This window comes from Rhodovastum atsumiense (assembly GCF_937425535.1).
GTDB lineage: Bacteria > Pseudomonadota > Alphaproteobacteria > Acetobacterales > Acetobacteraceae > Rhodovastum > Rhodovastum atsumiense.
In genome coordinates this window covers 901,763-920,368 of the sequence record NZ_OW485601.1, presented here as the reverse complement: position 1 = coordinate 920,368, position 18,606 = coordinate 901,763, and the positions used below count along the sequence as shown (strand labels likewise).

General features: G+C 67.8%; 17 protein-coding genes and 1 tRNA gene. 7 read left to right on the top strand and 11 right to left on the bottom strand.

What is annotated here, in order from left to right:
- Nucleotides 1-85: 85 nt before the first annotated feature.
- The 3 genes from hflK to NBY65_RS03960 all read left to right on the top strand — a co-directional run bounded on the left by hflK (nucleotide 86) and on the right by NBY65_RS03960 (nucleotide 3,853).
- Nucleotides 86-1,345, top strand: a complete 1,260-nt coding sequence (gene hflK, locus NBY65_RS03970; RefSeq protein WP_150043129.1) for an FtsH protease activity modulator HflK — start codon at nucleotides 86-88, stop codon at nucleotides 1,343-1,345.
- Nucleotides 1,342-2,235: a protease modulator HflC gene (gene hflC, locus NBY65_RS03965; protein ID WP_150043130.1), complete on the top strand. Its 894-nt coding sequence runs from the start codon at nucleotides 1,342-1,344 to the stop codon at nucleotides 2,233-2,235. Before hflK ends, hflC begins: the two co-directional genes overlap by 4 nt.
- 76 nt (nucleotides 2,236-2,311) lie before the next feature.
- On the top strand, nucleotides 2,312-3,853 hold the full coding sequence (locus NBY65_RS03960; protein ID WP_150043131.1) for a DegQ family serine endoprotease: 1,542 nt from the start codon (nucleotides 2,312-2,314) through the stop codon (nucleotides 3,851-3,853).
- A gap of 261 nt (nucleotides 3,854-4,114) precedes the next feature.
- On the opposite strand, the gene NBY65_RS03955 is transcribed toward NBY65_RS03960, so the two are convergent.
- Nucleotides 4,115-5,329 (bottom strand): MFS transporter, encoded by a 1,215-nt coding sequence (locus tag NBY65_RS03955; RefSeq protein ID WP_203330626.1) that lies wholly within the window; start codon nucleotides 5,327-5,329, stop codon nucleotides 4,115-4,117.
- A gap of 222 nt (nucleotides 5,330-5,551) precedes the next feature.
- Between NBY65_RS03955 and NBY65_RS03950 the strand changes: the two genes are divergently transcribed.
- Together NBY65_RS03950 and feoB are read left to right on the top strand one after the other, a co-directional pair.
- A complete protein-coding gene (locus tag NBY65_RS03950) occupies nucleotides 5,552-5,878 on the top strand; it encodes a FeoA family protein (RefSeq protein ID WP_150043133.1) in 327 nt (108 codons plus the stop codon).
- On the top strand, nucleotides 5,875-7,764 hold the full coding sequence (gene feoB / locus NBY65_RS03945; RefSeq protein WP_203330627.1) for a ferrous iron transport protein B: 1,890 nt from the start codon (nucleotides 5,875-5,877) through the stop codon (nucleotides 7,762-7,764). Before NBY65_RS03950 ends, feoB begins: the two co-directional genes overlap by 4 nt.
- Here the strand turns inward: feoB and NBY65_RS03940 are convergent.
- Complete coding sequence (locus NBY65_RS03940; RefSeq protein WP_150043134.1) at nucleotides 7,710-8,687, bottom strand: LysR substrate-binding domain-containing protein; 978 nt, start codon at nucleotides 8,685-8,687, stop codon at nucleotides 7,710-7,712. The two genes, feoB and NBY65_RS03940, sit on opposite strands and share 55 nt — an antisense overlap.
- Before the next feature lie 99 nt (nucleotides 8,688-8,786).
- Here NBY65_RS03940 and NBY65_RS03935 point away from each other — a divergent pair, with 99 nt between their 5' ends.
- Nucleotides 8,787-10,022: an MFS transporter gene (locus tag NBY65_RS03935; RefSeq protein ID WP_150043135.1), complete on the top strand. Its 1,236-nt coding sequence runs from the start codon at nucleotides 8,787-8,789 to the stop codon at nucleotides 10,020-10,022.
- A gap of 88 nt (nucleotides 10,023-10,110) precedes the next feature.
- On the opposite strand, the gene NBY65_RS03930 is transcribed toward NBY65_RS03935, so the two are convergent.
- From NBY65_RS03930 to NBY65_RS03910, 5 genes are all read right to left on the bottom strand, one after another.
- Entirely contained in the window at nucleotides 10,111-11,232 is a 1,122-nt protein-coding gene (locus tag NBY65_RS03930) for a branched-chain amino acid ABC transporter substrate-binding protein (protein ID WP_150043136.1), read from the bottom strand.
- 236 nt (nucleotides 11,233-11,468) lie between these two features.
- Nucleotides 11,469-12,188, bottom strand: coding sequence for an ABC transporter ATP-binding protein (locus NBY65_RS03925; protein WP_150043137.1), 720 nt, complete (start codon nucleotides 12,186-12,188; stop codon nucleotides 11,469-11,471).
- Nucleotides 12,185-13,057, bottom strand: a complete 873-nt coding sequence (locus NBY65_RS03920) for an ABC transporter ATP-binding protein (protein ID WP_150043138.1) — start codon at nucleotides 13,055-13,057, stop codon at nucleotides 12,185-12,187. The genes NBY65_RS03925 and NBY65_RS03920 overlap by 4 nt, the downstream gene beginning before the upstream one ends.
- An 11-nt stretch (nucleotides 13,058-13,068) precedes the next feature.
- Nucleotides 13,069-14,352, bottom strand: a complete 1,284-nt coding sequence (gene livM, locus NBY65_RS03915; RefSeq protein WP_150043139.1) for a high-affinity branched-chain amino acid ABC transporter permease LivM — start codon at nucleotides 14,350-14,352, stop codon at nucleotides 13,069-13,071.
- A 3-nt stretch (nucleotides 14,353-14,355) separates the two neighbouring features.
- The gene (locus NBY65_RS03910) at nucleotides 14,356-15,270 is read right to left on the bottom strand and encodes an ABC transporter permease subunit (protein WP_150043140.1); all 915 of its coding nucleotides are present in this window, start codon (nucleotides 15,268-15,270) and stop codon (nucleotides 14,356-14,358) included.
- A 201-nt stretch (nucleotides 15,271-15,471) separates the two neighbouring features.
- Between NBY65_RS03910 and NBY65_RS03905 the strand changes: the two genes are divergently transcribed.
- Nucleotides 15,472-15,547, top strand: a tRNA-Lys gene (locus tag NBY65_RS03905).
- Between the two features lie 557 nt (nucleotides 15,548-16,104).
- Here the strand turns inward: NBY65_RS03905 and NBY65_RS03900 are convergent.
- The 4 genes from NBY65_RS03900 to NBY65_RS03885 form a co-directional block, all read right to left on the bottom strand.
- Nucleotides 16,105-16,545 (bottom strand): hypothetical protein, encoded by a 441-nt coding sequence (locus NBY65_RS03900; protein ID WP_150043141.1) that lies wholly within the window; start codon nucleotides 16,543-16,545, stop codon nucleotides 16,105-16,107.
- Nucleotides 16,542-17,015, bottom strand: a complete 474-nt coding sequence (locus tag NBY65_RS03895; protein WP_150043142.1) for a MarR family winged helix-turn-helix transcriptional regulator — start codon at nucleotides 17,013-17,015, stop codon at nucleotides 16,542-16,544. Before NBY65_RS03895 ends, NBY65_RS03900 begins: the two co-directional genes overlap by 4 nt.
- Nucleotides 17,016-17,198: 183 nt before the next feature.
- Nucleotides 17,199-17,585, bottom strand: coding sequence for an acyltransferase family protein (locus tag NBY65_RS03890; RefSeq protein WP_150043143.1), 387 nt, complete (start codon nucleotides 17,583-17,585; stop codon nucleotides 17,199-17,201).
- A 322-nt stretch (nucleotides 17,586-17,907) separates the two neighbouring features.
- Complete coding sequence (locus NBY65_RS03885) at nucleotides 17,908-18,378, bottom strand: acyltransferase family protein (RefSeq protein ID WP_162530746.1); 471 nt, start codon at nucleotides 18,376-18,378, stop codon at nucleotides 17,908-17,910.
- Nucleotides 18,379-18,606 lie beyond the last annotated feature (228 nt).

Below are 18,606 nucleotides of genomic sequence, written 5' to 3'. Positions count from 1 at the left end.
GCCCGCGCATCCCGAGATGCCAATGGTATTTCGGCAATCGGCCGCCCCGGTGCGGCCATGTCCAGACAGGAGCGACCTCACTCTCATGCCTTGGAACAACGGCGGTCCCGGCGACGGCTCGAATGGAGGGTCCGGCGGGCCGAGCCCGTGGGGAAGTCCCGGCGACGGGCGGCGATCCGGCGGACGGCCGGGCGGCCCGCAGGGACCCTGGGGCCAGGGGCCACGCGGCCCCGGCGGTCCTCCCCCACCTGATCTCGACGAGGTGATCGCCCGCCTCCAGGCCTTCGTCCGCGGCTTGCTGCCCCCGGGCCTGGGCGGAGGCCGCGGCACCCGTCCCCCCGGTTTCTTCAGCGGCGGCAAGGGGTTCGCCCTGGTGGCGGCCCTCGTCGTCGCCGTGTGGCTGTTTTCCGGCTTTTACCGTGTCCAGCCGGATGAGCAGGGCGTGGTGCTGCGCTTTGGCGCCTATAATCGTACTACGCTGCCCGGCCTGAACTATCGCCTGCCCTGGCCGATCGAGAGCGTGGTTCGTCCGGCGGTCACCCGCATCAACCGCATCGAGATCGGCTACCGCTCGGCGCCGGAGACCATCCGTGCCTCGGCCCGCGGCGAAAGCGGCTCCGACGTGCTGGCGGAAAGCCTGATGCTGACCGGCGACGAGAACATCGTCGATATCGATTTCGCCGTGTTCTGGCGCATCCGCGATGCCGGTGCCTTCCTCTTCAACACCCGCAATCCCGCCTACACGGTGAAGTCCGCGTCCGAAAGCGTGATGCGCGAGGTGATCGGCCGCACGCCGATCCAGCCCGCCCTCACCGATGCCCGCGCCCAGATCGAGGTGGCGGTGAAGAGCGGCGTGCAGGCGATCATGGATGCCTATGGCTCGGGTGTGGAGATCACCCAGATCCAGTTGCAGAAGGTGGACCCGCCGGCGGCGGTGATCGACAGCTTCCGCGACGTGCAGCGCGCCAATACCGACGCCGAGCGCATGCGCAACGAGGCCGAGGGCTACCGCAACGACATCGTGCCGCGCGCCCGCGGCGACGCCGCCAGCGTCACCGCCGAGGCCGAAGCGGCCCGGCAGGCCGGAATTGCCGCCGCCACCGGCCAGGCACAACGCTTCCTCTCGGTGCTGAAGGCCTATGACGCCGCCAAGGACGTCACCCTGCAGCGCCTGTACCTGGAGACCATGCAGGACATCCTGACCAAGACCCCGACGATCGTGCTCGACGAAAGGCTGCAGGGCGTGCTGCCGCTGCTCCCGCTCGGGGATGCCGCCCGTCTGCCGGGCGCGCCCGCGTCTCCTTCGCCGGCCCAGCCGGCCCAGCCGCGGGGGGCCACCCGATGAACCGCACCTCGATCATCGCCGCCGCGGCGGCCGCCGTGGTGGTGCTCGCCGTCATCGGCGTGTCCAGCCTCTTTGTCGTGCAGCAGACCGAACAGGTGCTGATCACCCAGTTCGGCCAGCCGATCCGGGTGATCACCAAGCCGGGCCTGCACGCCAAGGTGCCGCTGATCCAGGCCGCGATCAGCTTCGACCGCCGCCTGCTCGATTACGAAGTGCCGCCCGAGGAGGTGATCCTCGGCGACCAGCGCCGCCTGATCGTCGACACCTTCACCCGGTTCCGCATCACCGACCCGCTGCGCTACTACCAGGCGGTCGGGCCGACGGAAGAAGGCATCCGGGCGCGGCTGACCTCGGTGGTCTCTTCCTCGCTGCGCCGCGTGCTCGGCAACGAACAGTTGCTGAACGTCCTGTCTTCCCAGCGCGGGCGGATCATGGGGCTGATCCGCGGCCAGGTGAACGACGAGATGCGCTCCTTCGGCATTTCCATCGAGGATGTGCGCATCCGCCGCGCCGACCTGCCGGAGGAAAACACCCAGGCGATTCTCTCGCGCATGAACTCCGAGCGTGAGCGCGTCGCCCGCCAGGCCCGTGCGGAGGGCGCCGAGGCGTCGGCCCGCATCCGCGCCGACGCCGACCGGGAGCGCACGATCATCCTGGCCGAGGCCCGCGCCAAGGCCGACCAGTTGCGCGGCGAGGGCGAGGGGCAGGCGATCGCGATCTACGCCGACGCGTTCCAGCGGGATGCGCATTTCTTCTCGGTCTGGCGCACGCTGCAGGCATATCGGGAGGCCTTCGCGTCCGGCACGTCGCGACTCGTGCTTTCGCCCTCGGATGACTTCCTGCAACTGCTGCGTCACGCGCCGAAGCCTGAGGCGAAAGCCGCACCCTGACCGGGTCCCCCCCTGCGCGCTTGTCGCCAGGGGGGGATACCCCCACTCTGAGCAGGACCCCTGGGAGTCTTCCCCCATGTTCGCTTCCCATCCCCTTGCCGTGATCCGCGCCGCGTCGTTGCGGCGCATGCTGGCCGCTGCCGCCCTGGCCACCGCGCTCACCTTGCCGGTGGCCTTGCCCGCGTCCGCCCAGGCCCGCGCCGTACCCGACAGCTTCGCCGATCTTGCCGAGCGTCTGCTGCCCGGCGTGGTGAACATCTCCTCCAGCCAGACCCTGGCGGCGCGCAACGACCGGCAGGGGCCGGAAGTGCCGATGTTCCCGCCGGGCTCGCCCTTCGAGCAATTTTTCCGCGACTTCCTCGACCGCAACCGGCCGCCGGGCCAGCAGCGCGGGCCGCAGGCACCGCCGCGGCGCATGCAGAGCCTCGGTTCCGGCTTCATCATCGACCCGTCCGGCATCGTGGTGACCAACAACCACGTCATCGAAGGCGCGGACGAAGTCACCGTCACCCTGCAGGACAACACCACCCTGAAGGCCACCATCCTCGGCCGCGACGAGCGTACCGACATCGCCGTGCTGAAGGTGACATCCGACAAGCCGCTGGCGGCGGTGCCTTTCGGGGATTCCGACAAGATACGGGTGGGCGACTGGGTGCTCGCGATCGGCAATCCCTTCGGCCTCGGCGGCACCGTCACCGCCGGCATCGTCAGTGCCCGCGGGCGTGACATCCAGCAGGGGCCGTACGACAACTTCATCCAGACCGACGCCGCCATCAACCAGGGCAATTCCGGCGGTCCGCTGTTCAACCTCAATGGTGAGGTGATCGGCATCAACACCGCCATCTACTCGCGCTCCGGCGGGTCGATCGGCATCGGCTTCTCGATTCCCTCCACGCTCGCCAAGACGGTGGTGGCGCAGCTGCGCGACTACGGACGGGCCAAGCGCGGCTGGCTCGGGGTGAAGATCCAGCAGGTCACGCCCGAGATCGCCGACAGCATGGGGATGAAGGAAGCCACCGGCGCACTGGTGGCGAGCGTCGAGGACGGCGGGCCTGCCGCCAGCGCGAAGATCCGCGGCGGCGACATCATCACGAAGTTCAACGGCCAGGACATCAAGGAGATGCGCAACCTGCCGCGCATCGTGGCCGAAACCGAGATCGGCAAGACCGTGCCGGTGACGATCTGGCGCGACGGGCACGAACTCAACCTGAATACGACAGTCGGTGAGCTGCCGGACGACCAGAAGCTGGCCGCGGCCAGCCCCGACCGTCCCGCCCCGCTGGCCGGCCGTCCGGTCGAGGTGGCCGGGCTGGGCCTGAAACTGACGCCGATCACGCCCGAGGCCCGCGAGCGGTTCTCGATCGGACCGGACCAGAAAGGCGTGCTGGTCACCGAGGTCGCCCCGAACTCACCCGCCGCCGATCGCGGGCTGAAGGCCGGCGACGTCATCGTCGAGGTGCAGCAGCAGGAAGTCGCCTCGCCGGGGGACGTGGTCGATCGGGTGGACCGGGCCCGCAAGTCCAACCGGCGCTCCGTGCTGATGCTGATCCAGGGAACGGACGGGCCGCGCTGGGTGCCGCTGTCCATCGCGCCCGACAACAAGCGGCAGCCGGGCTGAAGGGAAGGCCAGGGCTCTGCCCTGGACCCGGCAGGGGCCACAAGGCCCCTGCACCCCAGTCTCGCTGCGCGGCACAGAGTCAGCAGGCGTAGGGCGGATCAGCGCAGCGCAATCCGCCATCGCAAGGCGCCGCAGGATTGCCGGCTTGTGTTGGCGGACTGCGTCCGCCCTACATCGAATGGGGTTCCAAGGGCGAAGCCCTTGGTGGAGGTCCAGGAGGCAAGGCCTCCTGGTCAGGTGCGGGGCGAAGCCCCGCCGCGTTCAGGCGAGGCGCCGGCTGCCCTCGATATCCGGCAGGAACCAGGTCAGCAGGCCGAGCACCGGCAGCCAGGCGCAGATCCGGTAGACCAGGTCGATCGAGGTCATGTCGGCCAGTTCGCCGAGCAGGGCGGCGCCCAGGCCGCCGAGCCCGAAGGCGAGGCCGAAGAACACGCCTGACACCAGTCCGACCCGTCCCGGCACCAGCTCCTGCGCATAGACCAGGATCGCCGAGAAGGCCGACGACATGATGAAGCCGATCGGGATGGCCAGCGCGACGGTCCAGAACAGGCCAACATGCGGCAGCATCAGCGTGAAGGGCAGGGGGCCGAGGATCGACGCCCAGATCACGTAGCGCCGGCCGAAGCGGTCGCCGATCGATCCGCCGATCAGGGTGCCCAGGGCGGAGGCGGCGAGGAAGACGAACAGATAGATCTGTGCCGTCCGCACCGGCACGGCGAAGTGCTGGATCAGGTAGAAGGTGAAGAACGTGCTGATGCCGGCGGTGTAGAAGCTTTTCGAGAACATCAGCGTCGCCAGCACGGCGATGCCGCGGACCACCACGGCGCGGGGGTGCGACATCACGTCAGTGCTGGCGCGGCCATGGGGGCCGGCCCCTGCCGCGCGGCGGCGGCGGTACCAGGTGCCGACCTGGGTCAGCACAATGATTGCGGTCAGGGCGGCGAGCGAGAACCAGGCCAGGCTGCCTTGTCCCCCCGGCACCACGATGAAGGCCGCGAGCAGCGGGCCCAGCGCCTGTCCGGTATTGCCGCCCACCTGGAACAGCGACTGCGCGAAGCCGTAGCGCCCGCCCGAGGCCAGCCGCGCCATGCGCGATGATTCCGGATGGAAGACCGAGGATCCGGTGCCCACCAGCGCGGCGCCGGCAAGCAGGGCGCCGAAGCTGCCCGCGCGCGAGAGCACCAGCAGGCCGACCAGGGTGAAGCCCATCCCGATTGCCAGCGAATAAGGCTGCGGCCGCCGGTCCGTGTACATCCCGACCACCGGCTGCAGCAGCGACGCCGTCAACTGGAAGGTCAGCGTGAGCAGCCCGATCTGTCCGAAATCCAGAAGGTAGGCGTCCTTGAGGATGGGGTAGATCGCCGACAGCAACGATTGCTGCATGTCGTTCAGCATGTGGCAGAAGCTGAGCGCGACCAGCACCCCCAGCGATGTCGAGGCGGCGGCGGTCCGCGCGGGCGCGGCGGTCACGGACATGTGGCTGAATTCCCGGGACGGCTGACAAAGTGAAAGTATGGTCATACCCCCCGGATGGCCCAATCCCTGATACCGGGCATCAGGATTGCATGGCTCTTCGCGCCAATCGCCTGCGGGCGGGCCGGGGTGGCTGATCCTGCATTGCTGCCCCGCACGTTCATGTGAAGCTTGCCGTTGCAAACAATTCGCAAGAAAATGTGCCGGCCAACCAGGGACGATACGATGCCCGACACCATTGCCGCCGATTTGCTGCCGCCCGGCCCTGCCTCGCAGGATCGTGCGTCGTTGCCGCTCGGAAAGGCGCCGCTGCGGTTCCGGGGACGGATCCGGGCGCTCGATGCTTCCGCGGTCGGCGGCAGCCTCGCCTCGGACGAGCTGGAACGCCGGCTGCTGGAGATGGGCTTCGTGGAAGGCGCGACGGTGGAGATCCGCCACCAGGGCCTGTTCCGCCGTGACCCGATCGCGGTGCGGGTCGATGCCTCCACCATCGCGCTGCGGCGGCGCGAGGCGAATGCGGTGCTGGTGGAGCCACTGGACGAAGCCGCGTGACCGAAATCGGCGCCACCACCCGGGCGGTGCGCATCGCGCTGGTGGGCAATCCGAACTGCGGCAAGACCGCGCTGTTCAATGCCCTGACCGGCAGCCGCCAGAAAGTTGCCAACTACGCCGGTGTGACCGTCGAGCGCAAGGAAGGCCGGTTCGTTACCCCGGCAGGCCGCCCGGTGCGGCTGCTCGATCTGCCGGGGACCTATTCCCTGCGCGCCCGCAGCCCCGACGAGGAGATCACCCGCGAGGCGGTGCTCGGGCGGCTGGCCGGGGAGGTGCCGCCGGAACTGCTGCTGTGCGTCGTCGACGCCACCAATCTGCGCCTGGCGATCCGGCTGGTGCTGGAACTGCGCCAGGTCGGCCGGCCGATGGTGCTGGCCGTCAACATGTTCGACATCGCCCGCCATCGCGGCGTCGCGATCGACCTCGACCGCCTGTCGGCCGAGCTCGGCATCCCGGTGGTGACCTCGGTCGCGGTGCGGCGGGGCGGCACCCAGGACTTGCTGGCCCGGCTCGATGCCGCGATCGCGGCGCTGCCCGCCGGCGCGCAGGCGCCGATGCAATGGGCGCCGCATGACCGTCGCGGCCTGCGCGCCCTGCAGCGCGAGGCCGACCGCATCATCGCCGCCGCGGTGCGGCCGCCGACACGGCCCGATACCGCGACCTCGCGGCTCGATGCGGTGCTGCTGCACCCGGTGGCCGGCACGCTGATCCTGCTGCTGCTGCTGTTCCTGATGTTCCAGGCGGTGTTTTCCTGGGCTGCCCCGCCGATGGAGGCGATCAAGGCCGGGTTCGACGCCCTGGCCGGGCTCGCGGGGTCGGTGTTGCCGGAAGGGCTGCTGCGCAGCTTCGTGCGCGACGGGCTGATCGGCGGCGTCGGCGCGGTGCTGGTGTTCCTGCCGCAGATCCTGATCCTGTTCCTGTTCATCCTGCTGCTCGAGGATTTCGGCTACATGGCCCGGGCAGCGTTCCTGATGGACCGCATCATGGGGGGCGCGGGGCTGCACGGGCGCGCCTTCATCCCGCTGCTCTCCAGCTTCGCTTGCGCCATTCCCGGCATCATGGCGACACGGGTGATCGACAGCCGGCGCGACCGGCTTGCCACGATCCTGGTGGCGCCGCTGATGACCTGCTCGGCGCGCATTCCGGTGTACACGCTGATCATCGCCGCCTTCATCCCCAACCGCGAGGTCTGGGGCGGGCTGGAACTGCAGGGGCTGGTGATGTTCGGGCTCTATGCCATGGGCATCCTGAGCGCGCTCGGCGTTTCCTTCGTGCTCAAGCGCGTGGTCTGGCGCGGCGTGCCGCCCGAGCCCTTCATGCTGGAACTGCCCGACTACAAGCGGCCGAGCGCGCGCAACGTGCTGTATGGCCTGTGGCAGCGGGCCAAGGCATTCCTGCGCCGGGCCGGCACCACCATCCTGGCGATGATGGTGGTGATCTGGTTCCTGGCTTCGGTGCCGCGTCCGCCGGAGGGGGCGACCGATCCCGCCATCACCTACAGCTTCGCCGCCAAGATCGGCCGTTTCATGGAGCCGGTGCTGTCACCGATCGGCTTCAACTGGCAGATCAACGTTGCCCTGGTGCCCGGCATGGCGGCGCGCGAGGTCGCGGTGGCTTCGCTCGGCACGGTCTATTCCATCGAGGCGAATGACGAATCCGCCGCGGAGCTGGGCCACGCGCTGGCGGGAAGCTGGAGCCTTGCCACCGCGCTGGCGCTGCTGGCCTGGTATGTCTTCGCCCCGCAATGCGCCTCGACGCTGGCCACGGTGCGCCGCGAGACCGGGTCGTGGCGATGGCCCGCCTTCCTGTTCGCCTACATGCTGGCGCTGGCCTATGCGGCGGCGTTCGTCACCTTCCGCGTGGCGGTGGCGCTGGGGGGCGGCTGAGGCGGCAGGCCGTCGCCGCAGCCGGCCGCCTCCCGTAGCACCCAGTCCCGGAACGCAAGGGCGGCCGGCGGCCGGCCAGGCCCCGGACGGGTGAGCACGTAGTAGGCAAAACGCGACGGCCAGGGCAGATCCAGCGCGACCGCCAGCCGCCCGGCGGCGATTTCCTCGGCGGCGTGGAACTCGGCCACCAGGGCGAGGCCCTGGCCGGCCACCGCTGCGCGCACCAGAAGATGGTCATCGGGGAAGCGCGTGCCGCGCAGGGCGCGTCCCTCCGCGTCGTTGCCGCCCTGCGCGCGCAGCCAGAGCGCCCAGTCCGCCCCGTCGCTGTTCTGCAGCAGCGGGTAATGCAGCACGTCCTCCGCCCGGCTCAGCCTCGGGCCGGTGGCGAGCCGTGACGGGCTGCCCACCGGTACCAGCCGCGGCATGAGGAAACGCACCACTTCCAATCCCGGGTAGTCGCCGAGGCCATGGCGCAGCGCGACATCGGCGCTGCCGGGGCCGCGCCCGACCTCGACCAGGGCCGAGGTCGCGTCGATGCGCACCTCGATGCCGGGATAAAGGGCGGCGAAGCGTCCCAGCCGGGGCACCAGCCAGCCGGCGGCGAAAGAGGCCGAGGTGCTCACCAACAGGGGCCGGTGACGGTGGCCCCCGGTCGCGCGTTCGGTGGCATCCACCGCCGCCTCGATACGAGCGAAGGCGTCCACCAGCGGGTCGAGCAACTGCCTTCCGGTCCCGGTCAGGCGCAGTTCCCGGTTGTGCCGCTCGAACAGCGGCAGGCCCAGCCGCCGCTCCAGCGCCTTCACCTGCTGGCTGATCGCCCCCGGTGTGACGCCCAGCGCGCCCGCGGCCGCCTTCATGCTGCCGAGCCGTCCGGTTTCGGCGAAAGCGCGCAGGGCCAGCAGGAGCAGCGGTGGGCGTGGCATGGGGTCAGTTTAGCCAGGCTCATCCGAGGCTCAAGCAAACTGGTTTGTCGCCAGTGCCGCCGGTGACGAGGCTGGCGGTCCATCCACGGGATTTCCTCCATGCCGTTCCGCGCCCTGTCCGTCCATCCCCGGTTTCGTCTCGGTGCCGTCGTGGTTCTTGGCTTCCTCGCGCTCGCGCTGGCTTTCTCGGCACGAGCCGCGCTGGGGCTCGCCATGCCGGTATGGGAGCGCGAACTGGGTTGGTCGCGGGGCTTCGTCTCGGGCGTGGCGGCGGTGGGGCTGGTGGTGATGGCGTGCGTGGCGCCCTGGGCCGGTGCCCTGGTGGACCGACATGGCCCACGCAAGGTCCTGGTGCCCGGCCTCGCGGCCGTGGCCCTGGGGTGTGTCGGGGTGGCGGGGGCGGAGCGGCCATGGCAGTTCGTGCTTGCCTATGCCGGACTCGCGTCGATCGGCTTCGGCATCGTGGCGACCCATGTCGTTGCCACTGCGGTCGCGCGAATGACGGCGGGCCGACGGGGGCTCGCCACCGGGGTCGCGACCTCCGGGTCCACCGCCGGTCAGTTCGTGCTGGTGCCGCTGATCGCCGCCCTGCTGGCGGTGGCAAGCTGGCGCTGGGGATTCCTCGGGATCGCCATGGGCGCCGCGCTGCTCGCCATGCTGGCGCTGCCGATCCTGGCGGTGCCGGCGGTGGCGCGGCAGGGCGACCGGTCGCGGCCGCCATTCGCGGCGGAACTCCGTTTCCTCGCGGCGCAGCCGACCTTTCACCTGTTGTTCTGGAGCTTCCTGATCTGCGGTTTCACCAGCACCGGCGTGATCGAAACGCATCTGCTGCCCTATGCCGCGCTGTGCGGTTTCGCCCCGATGCCGGGTGCCGTGGCCTATGGCGTGCTCTCGCTGGTCAACATGCTCGGCATGATGGGGGCGGGATGGCTGACCGACCGGATGAACCGGCCGCTGCTGCTCGCTGTCATCTATGCGGGGCGGGCGGTGACCTTCCTGTTGCTCCTGCATGTCGGTGACAGCTACCCGGCATTGCTGCTGTTCGCCGCGGCCTTCGGCGCCGTGGACTATGCGACGGTGCCGGTGACGGCGAGCCTTGTGGCCAGCCATCTCGGCCTGCGCGTGATGGGACTCGCCATGGGGGTCATTTCCGCCGGGCATGCGGCAGGCGGGGCGGCCGGCGCGCTGCTGGGGGGATGGGTGTTCGACCACGCGGCCGGCTATGCCTGGCTGTGGTGGGGATCGCTGCTGGCGGCCCTGGTGGCGGCCGGGCTTGCGGCCATGATCCGCATGCCGGCCCTGCGGGCGGGCACCGACGCCGTGCCGGTCGACTAAAGGCAGGAGAAGGCTTTCGCGCTTCCCGCGATCGGCCGGGTCGCCCCTGGGGCGGCCCGGCGACCGGATCAGAACGGGAAGGCGCTGGTCAGAACGCGGCGCGATGGTAGGTGCCGTCGCGCCATTCGAAGAAGACGTATTGCGGCGCCTTCAGGTCGCCCTTGGCGTCGAAGGCGAGCGGTCCCACCACCGTGGGCAGCGGATCCTTGCGCAGGGCCGCCGCCACCGCCTTCGGCGTGGCCGAGCCGGCGCGGTCGATCGCCGCGGCCAGCGCCTGGATGGCCGCGTAGTTGTAGAAGGCGAAGTTGTCGGGCGGCACCTTGGCGTCGCGGGCCTCGATGGCCTTGCGGGCCTCGGAGGCGGCGGGGGTGCCGGCGACATCCGGCGAGTTGGTGAACAGCGTGCCGGTGCCGGCATCGCCCGCGATCGCCCAGAACTCGCTGGTGCCGATCCCTTCGCCGCTGACGAAGATGGCGTTCAGCCCGGCGCTGCGCGCCTGACGCAGGATCAGGCCGAGTTCCGGATGGTAGCCGCCGTAATAGGCGATATCGATCCGCTCCTGCTTCAGCCGGCTGACGATGGCCGAGAAATCCTTCTCGCCCGCCGTGACCGAACCGGTGAAGGCGATCGGCACCTTGCGCTGCTTCAGTACCTTGGCGGCTTCGGTGGCCAGGCCGCTGCCATAGGCGGATTTGTCGTCGACGATGGCGATGCGCTTGTTGGCGAAGCGGTCGGCGAGCATTTCCCCGGCGACGGCGCCCTGCTGGTCGTCACGGCCGCAGGCGCGGAACACCGTGGTCAGCTTGCGCTCGGTCAGCTGCGGATTGGTGGCGGAGGCGCTCATCATCAGGATGCCTTCCTCGGCGTAGACCGAGGAGGCGGGAATTGCCGCGCTAGAGCACAGCGGCCCGAGCACCAGCTTGATGCCACGGCCGGCGAACAGGTTGGCCACCGAGACCGCCTGCTTCGGGTCGCAGGCGTCGTCTTCCACCGCGAGCCGCAGCTTGCGGCCATGCAGCACGCCGCCGCGGGCGTTGATGACGTCCACCGCGGCCTGTGCGCCGTTGAGCGCCTGCTGGCCGATCGCGGCGACATTGCCGGAGAGCACGTCGGAAAAGCCGATGACCACGTCTTCCTGCGCCGCTGCCGGGCGCGCGAGCAGCAGGGCGCCGAGGACGGCCAGGGCCGACGCGGTCCTGGAAAATTGCATGACTGGTCCTCCTCTCGGGGAAGGATTGCCGGTGAGGCGTACAACCCGACTCGCGGTCCCGAGGGGGGAGGGCGAGCCAGGTGCGCCGCGACGGTGTAGCAGGGCCGAGGCCGATGTCATCCCGCTACCAGCCGCTGCCTTGTCTGTGCCGCGCAGCGCGAATGGGGTGCAGGGGCCTTGTGGCCCCTGCCGGGTCGAGGGCAGCGCCCTCGCCTTTCCTGACGTCTAACAGACTGTCAGTGCGCCCCTTCCAGGTAGGCTGCCCGGATTTCCGGTCGTGCCAGCAATTCGGCGCCGGTTCCGGCCATGGTGATGGCCCCGTTGACCAGCACATAGCCCCGATGCGCGAGGCGCAGCGCCTGGAAGGCGTTCTGTTCCACCAGCAGCACGGTCAGCCCGGTCTGCCGGTTCAGGTCGCGGATCGCCCCGAAGATCTGCCGCACCACCAGTGGCGCAAGGCCGAGCGATGGCTCATCCAGCAGCAGCAGGCGTGGCCGGCTCATCAGGGCGCGGGCGATCGCCAGCATCTGCTGCTCGCCCCCCGACAGCGTGCCGCCGCGCTGGGCCAGCCGCTCCTTCAGCCGGGGGAAGAGGGTGAAGACCTGTTCCATGGTCTCGGCCGCTTCCGCATCGGCCCGGCCATGGGCGCCCATCAGCAGGTTCTCGAGCACGGTCATGCGCGGGAAGATGCGTCGCCCTTCCGGCGACTGCGCCAGTCCCATGCGCATGATCTCGTGGGTTGGCCGCTGGGTGATATCGTGGCCGTCGTAGCGGATCGCCCCGTCGCGGGCGCGCGGGTTGCCGCAGATCGTCATCATCAGCGTCGATTTGCCGGCGCCGTTGGCGCCGATCAGGGTGACGATCTCGCCCTCGTGGACTTCCAGGTCGACGCCCTTGAGGGCCTGGATCGCGCCGTAGAAGGCGGTGACCCCGGTCAGGTGCAGCAGCATGCTCATGCGGTCACGCCACGCGCGGCCTTGTCGGCCTCCGCGGTCTCCTCGGTTACTTCGTCCTCGTCGCCTTCGCCCAGGTAGGCCGCGATCACGTGCGGGTCGCTGCGCACCGCTTCGGGCGTGCCGTCGCTGATCTTCTTGCCGTGGTCGAGCACGACGATGTGGTCGGAGATGCGCATCACCACCCCCATGTCGTGCTCGATCAGCAGGATGGAGCAGCCGGGCGTGCCCCCCGCGCCGTCGCGGATGCGCCCGAGCAGGGTGGCGAGCTCGTCCGATTCACGCGGATTGAGCCCGGCCGCAGGTTCATCGAGGCAGAGCAGCACCGGCTCGGTGCACATCGCGCGCGCGATTTCCAGCCGGCGCTGGTCGCCGTAGGGCAGGGCGCCGGCAGGGTCGTCGGCGCGCGCGGTCAGATCGATCGCATCCAGCCAGAACCGCGCCCGTTCCAGCGCCGCGCGCTCGGCGGCGCGGTGGCCGCCGAGGCCGAACACCGCGAGCAGGCCCCGCACCACCGAGGGCATCAGCGTGTTGTGCTGGGCCACCAGCAGGTTCTCCAGCACGGTCATGCCGGCGAACAGGCGGATGTTCTGGAAGGTGCGCGCGACATGGGCCGTGCGGGCGATCTGGTGGCCGGGCATGTGCTCGAGGTCGAACTGCACGCCGGTATCCGGGGTGAGGGTGATCGCGCCCGAGGTCGGCCGGTAGAACCCGGTGATGCAGTTGAACACCGTGGTCTTGCCCGCGCCGTTGGGGCCGATCACCGCGGTGATGTCGCCCTTGCGCACATCGAAGGACAGCTTGTTGACCGCGGTCAGCCCGCCGAAGCGCATCGTCAGGTCGGTGACCGAGAGCAGCGTTGTCGTGGTCATGGGCGCCCCCTTCATCCGCGGCCCTGGGCGACGAGGTCGGCGGATATCTGCCGCCGCTCGCCGAGCGAAACCGATGGCGTGCGTCCCGACACCAGGCCGCGTGGGCGCAGGATCATCATCATCACCAGGGCGATGCCGAAGATCAGCATGCGGTACTCGGCGAAGTCACGGAACAGTTCGGAGCCGCCGATCATCACCACCGCGGCCAGTGCCACGCCGAGCTGGCTGCCGAGGCCGCCGAGCACCACGATCGCCAGCACGATCGCGCTTTCCATGAAGGTGAAGCTTTCCGGGCTGATGAAGGCCTGGCGGGTGGCGAAGAAGGCGCCGGCGAAGCCCCCGAAGCAGGCGCCGATGGCGAACGCGGTCAGCTTGGTGGTGGTCACGTTGATGCCGAGCGCCCGGCAGGCCACCTCGTCCTCGCGCAGCGCTTCCCAGGCCCGGCCGAGCGGCAGCCGGCGCAGCCGCAGTGTCACCCAGTTGGTGAGCAAAGCGAGGCCGAAGATCACGTAATACAGGAAGATCACGCGCTGGCTGATGTTCGGCTCGATGCCGAAGAAGTCGGCGACCGAGCCCTCGCCTCCGCTGGAGGAGAAGGTGAGGCCGAACAGCGTCGGGCGGGGGATGCCGGAGATGCCGTTGGGGCCGTTGGTCAGCGAGACGAAGTTCAGCAGCACCACGCGGATGATCTCGCCGAAGGCGAGCGTCACGATGGCCAGGTAGTCGCCGCGCAGCCGCAGCACCGGGAAGCCCAGCATGATGCCCCAGCACGCCGCGAGCAGCCCGGCCAGCGGCAGGCAGGTCCAGAAGCCAAGCCCGAAATTGGTCGCCAGCAGCGCGTAGGAATAGGCGCCGACGGCGTAGAAGGCGACGTAGCCGAGGTCGAGCAGACCGGCGAGGCCCACCACGATGTTCAGCCCCCAGCCGAGCATCACGTAGGTCAGCACCAGGATGCCGAGGTCGATCCAGTAGCGTCCGGCATAGAGCGGCAGCGTCACCGCCAGCACCAGCAGGACCGGCGCTATGTAGCGCCCGGCACGGTGGGCGGTGCTGGCGAGTCGCCGCGGGGTGGGCGTGCCGGCCGGCCGCCAGGCCCGCCAGGCGATCAGGCCGAGTCGGCCGACGAACACCAGCCCGACCGCGACCGCGACCGCCCAGGGCCGCGGGGTCAGCACGAGGCTGGTGGCGCCGGCATCGGTCTTGAGCCCGATCATGACCCCGAACAGGCCAAGCGCCACCAGTGCGGAGAGAAAGGCGTCGCGCAGCGCCGCCGAAAGAGTGGGACGGGTCGCCATCGCCTATACTTTCTCCACGTCGGCACGGCCGAGGATGCCCGAAGGCATGAAGATCAGCACGATGGCCAGGATCGAGAACGCGGCGACGTCCTTGTACTCGACGGTGAAATAGGCCGACCAGAACACCTCGATCAGCCCGATCGCCAGCCCGCCGAGCACCGCACCGGGCAGCGAGCCGATCCCGCCGAGCACGGCGGCGGTGAATGCTTTCACACCCGCAATGAATCCGATGTAGAAGTCGATCACGCCATAATAGAGCAGGAACATCAGCCCGGCGACCGCGGCGAGGGCGGCGCCGATGACGAAGGTGATGCTGATGGTCTTGTCGGTATCGATACCCAGCAGGCCGGCCATCTTCAGGTCCTGCTCGCAGGCGCGCATGGCCCGCCCGAGCGGTGTCTTGGTCACCAGCCAGGTGAACACGCCGAGCACCACCAGGGTGGTCACGATGATGGAGATCTGCATCCAGGACAGGTGCGCGGTGAAATCGGCGCCGCTGAGCAGCGAGATGTCGCCCTGGATCACCGGGGCCATGGGTTTGACCCGCGCGCCCTGGCTGACCTGCACGAAGTTCTGCAGCACGATCGACATGCCGATCGCCGAGATCAGCGGCGCGAGGCGGAAGGAGCCGCGCAACGGCCGATAGGCGATGCGTTCGACTGTCCAGCCGTACAGCGCCGCGATGGCGGCGGCGAACACCAGGGTGATGGCGAGTGCCAGCGGCACCGAGGAGATGCCGAAGGCGGCCAGGCCGGTGAGCGCGATGAGGGAGAGGAAGGCGCCCACCATGAAAATGTCACCGTGGGCGAAGTTGATCATGCCGATGATGCCGTAGACCATGGTGTAGCCGACGGCGATCAGGCCATAGATCATTCCGAGCGTGAGCCCGTTGACGAGTTGCTGCAGCGCGTAGGCCACAGGGCGGTACCCCAAAGGCTGAGTGGTTGTACGGTTGGGCCGTCCCGCAAGGGTGGCGATCCCTGCGGCCAACGAAGCACGGGGTTGCGAGCAGCGCAAGCCGCACGCAGAGAGGCGTTGGGGGGGGCTTCACAGGATCCGGATCGCTTGCTATAGGGCGCGCCTCGGCGATCACGGGGCAACCCGAGCCGCCGCCGGGGCGGGCGCATAGCTCAGTTGGTAGAGCAGCTGACTCTTAATCAGCGGGTCCAAGGTTCGAGTCCTTGTGCGCCCACCACCCTTCCCCCTCCGGTTCAGGCGATTTCCGACGGCTGACGGCCGCGGGCGGCGACCTCGTCCGGAACGGTTCCTCGCAGCTTCCCATGTGTGGCCCCGCTATCCCGGACGCACGTCGTCACGTGCCGGCCGTGTGCGGCGGCAGGATGCCGATCCGGTTCCGTCTCGATTCACAGCCCTGCCGCGCCACGGAACCGTGAGGAAAAGCTGACGAAGATCGGCCGGGAGATATTCGCCTGGCTGGACGAGGTGCGGCCGTTCGTCGTGGCCCGTCGCATCGGCACGGCGCCGCATGCGGCGGTCAATCCTCTGGCCCGACCGCTGGCAAAGCCGCTCGACCCGGCGGACCGGCGCCGACTGGCGCACGCTCGGCGCCATGCCGGCCGGATAGGCCCCCGGACCGGACTTCCTGCGCCTGGGGGCGGAATGTGCCGATCTCCTCGTCGCAAAAGTTGAAATAATTGAAAAGATAATAAACTTTCAGGTTCGTATTGCCGCCTTTGCCAGTTTCCGGGGAGGGCGGCGGGCCTGAACGTTCGCCGGCCGTCTCCCCAGCGATCAGGCCCTGGCGAAACGTTTGGCGAGCGCAAAGCCGTCGCGCATGTTCAGGCCCATCAGCGTGAGGTTGGTGGCGCCTGCCAGCAACTCGATGCCCTGCACCAGGAAGAAGGCTTCTCCGAAATCCCCCTCGGCGGCACGCGCCTGCAGGAAGAATGCACAGGGCACCAGGACGAGCAGGCCATTGAGCGCGATGAATGGCATCCGGCGACGTTTGCTGGCGATGCGCGGCGCGGTGGCGCGGCCGGCCATGCGCCAGCCGGTCGCGCCGGCGACCGCCATGGCGGGCACGAGGAGCAGAAGTCCCCACAGGATCATGGTTTTGACCGCGAGAATCGCGGCGGCATCGCCCAGCGCCTCGGTGGCAACCGTGGAAAACCAGAACGTGGCGATGCACAGCAGGCCGGTGACGCCGGCGATCGGGTGCAGGACGCGGATCATGGCGTTTCTTCTTCCTGGTTGGGGGCCTGGAGTTGCTCTCGGACAAGATGCAGCACCGCCGCCACCCTCTCGGGCTCGCCGGTCGGCAGCGCGGCAGCAAGAGCATCCGCCAGCGCCAGCCAGCGGGTGCTGGCTGCTTCGAAGACGGCCGCGCCTTTGTCGGTGATCTGCATGAGTTTGGCACGGCGGTGATGCGGATTGGGAACGAAGCGGAGAATCCCTTCCTCCGCCAGTTCATCAGCAATCCGCTGCACGGACTGGCGCACGAGGCCCATGGTGCGGGCGATGCCGGCGACCGGCAGGCTGCCGCGTGCCTCGACGACCGCCCCCATCACCTGCCAGCGGGCGCTGGTCAGGCCGAGCGGGGCGACCAGCGCATCGCCGGCGGCGATGAGGGCGCCGTTCAGGCGAAAAACCTCCAGGACGAGCCGGCTGACGGGGTGGGAGAAGGAATTTGAGGTGGCATCCATTATGAGTGGATGCTGTCATAATGACTGTTTGCTGTCAAACTGATTGTCGACGAAGCTCTTCACCTCCCCCGCCTGGTCGCGCGCAGGACCGCGAGAGCCGCGCAAAGCGTGCCCGATCGCCGCCGCGGGCTTGCCTGTTGCCACGCCTCTGCAATCACCCGCGCAAGTGCGGAAATGCTGTGATCAGGACGCCAGCGCCGGATGGAAGAGTAACCCCCGGCATAGCCGCGCGGCGGGCGCTTCAAGGAAGCGATAGCTGACCAGGGCGGCACCTATACCGAAGCCCAGCACGAGAGGCAGGTTCAGGGGCTGTGGTATATGCATGATATGCATCAATCGATTGACAAAACTGATAACAACCAGGTGCAACAGATATAATGAATAGGACCTGTCCCCGAGCAGGACGAATGGCCTGAAAACCGGCCAGCATCCGACCCTCTCCAAAGCCAGTGCTCCGGACACCATGGCGAATGCTGGAATCCCGACCCAAAACGCTCGTCCCTGGCCCAGGCTCATCCCGGTTATCGCAACAGCGATGAACCACACGATGCCAGCCAGCAGCAACCCCACCCCAATCCAGAATCCGCGCAGGTATGCTGCTTACGATAGTAATAGACCAGCAACAAATTCAAGCATTACAGGAGATGAATAGGTCTGAAGGACGGGGTTGGTTGGGGCAAGCAATAAACCTGTTATAACAAATGCAATAATTGTTAGAGAAGAGCAAAAAATTGGCCATCGTGTTTCAAGAGAAATTGCAAATAATGCATAGAAAAATATTTCATAATTCAATGTCTATCCGATGGTAAGTAAAGGTGATATTTGCCCATTTGTGTTAATATATGGTATAAATAAATAAGATTTTATTAAATATACGAAACTAAAGCTAAAATTATTCGAAATTCCTGGCACCAGGGAACCCCCGGCACATCAGTGCCGTCACAGCCCAGTAGAGAGGAACAATGCGAATCAGACGTTTGGCGAAGAAATTGATTCGACTTTGGTTGATGCCAGTTGTTCCGATTATAAAACATGATATTACAAAAAATATATCAACGCCAATATGTCCCGCAACAAATGAATATCCAAATGGATTTACATGTACAAGAACTACTAATATAGCCGCAATGGCGCGTAACATTTGGATAGATTGAAAATGCGCTGCAGATGGATTTCGGATTTCGTAAATGGATGAAGGTGTGTGTTCAAGCATTTGCAATTTCATGACTTTTCCCTTCACTGCGACCATCATAATAATGTGCTTAATGTGAATCCGCAGTGCATCACCTGCCCAGAAACAGCAATCAAAATAATTTACCTCTGATGGATATAATACTTTAGGGGTGTGCGGCTCGGCGCCCACGCAAGAGGCGGGACTCTGGGGTGGCTGCTCGTCAGGCCATGCCTGCGCGTCCGGTCCCCGCTGGCACCCCGAAGGTCTGCGGGATGCCGGTGGGTATCGCGGGCGCGGAGAGGGCCGGGAGGGGCTGTCACCGCGGGCAAAAAGCCGGCCAAGGGCCTGGTCGCCCCGGCTTTCAGGCTGGCCCGGATCTCATTCCCGTTCGGTTCCGGGGTCTTTCGATCAGCGGGC

Excerpts from the sequence above, each read along its gene's own strand:
- hflK (WP_150043129.1), top strand. The coding sequence starts at position 86 with ATGCCTTGGAACAACGGCGGTCCCGGCGACGGCTCGAATGGAGGGTCC.
- hflC (WP_150043130.1), top strand. The coding sequence starts at position 1,342 with ATGAACCGCACCTCGATCATCGCCGCCGCGGCGGCCGCCGTGGTGGTG.
- NBY65_RS03960 (WP_150043131.1), top strand. The coding sequence starts at position 2,312 with ATGTTCGCTTCCCATCCCCTTGCCGTGATCCGCGCCGCGTCGTTGCGG.
- NBY65_RS03955 (WP_203330626.1), bottom strand. The coding sequence starts at position 5,329 with ATGTCCGTGACCGCCGCGCCCGCGCGGACCGCCGCCGCCTCGACATCG.
- NBY65_RS03950 (WP_150043133.1), top strand. The coding sequence starts at position 5,552 with ATGCCCGACACCATTGCCGCCGATTTGCTGCCGCCCGGCCCTGCCTCG.
- NBY65_RS03940 (WP_150043134.1), bottom strand. The coding sequence starts at position 8,687 with ATGCCACGCCCACCGCTGCTCCTGCTGGCCCTGCGCGCTTTCGCCGAA.
- NBY65_RS03935 (WP_150043135.1), top strand. The coding sequence starts at position 8,787 with ATGCCGTTCCGCGCCCTGTCCGTCCATCCCCGGTTTCGTCTCGGTGCC.
- NBY65_RS03930 (WP_150043136.1), bottom strand. The coding sequence starts at position 11,232 with ATGCAATTTTCCAGGACCGCGTCGGCCCTGGCCGTCCTCGGCGCCCTG.
- NBY65_RS03925 (WP_150043137.1), bottom strand. The coding sequence starts at position 12,188 with ATGAGCATGCTGCTGCACCTGACCGGGGTCACCGCCTTCTACGGCGCG.
- NBY65_RS03920 (WP_150043138.1), bottom strand. The coding sequence starts at position 13,057 with ATGACCACGACAACGCTGCTCTCGGTCACCGACCTGACGATGCGCTTC.
- livM (WP_150043139.1), bottom strand. The coding sequence starts at position 14,352 with ATGGCGACCCGTCCCACTCTTTCGGCGGCGCTGCGCGACGCCTTTCTC.
- NBY65_RS03900 (WP_150043141.1), bottom strand. The coding sequence starts at position 16,545 with ATGATCCGCGTCCTGCACCCGATCGCCGGCGTCACCGGCCTGCTGTGC.
- NBY65_RS03895 (WP_150043142.1), bottom strand. The coding sequence starts at position 17,015 with ATGGATGCCACCTCAAATTCCTTCTCCCACCCCGTCAGCCGGCTCGTC.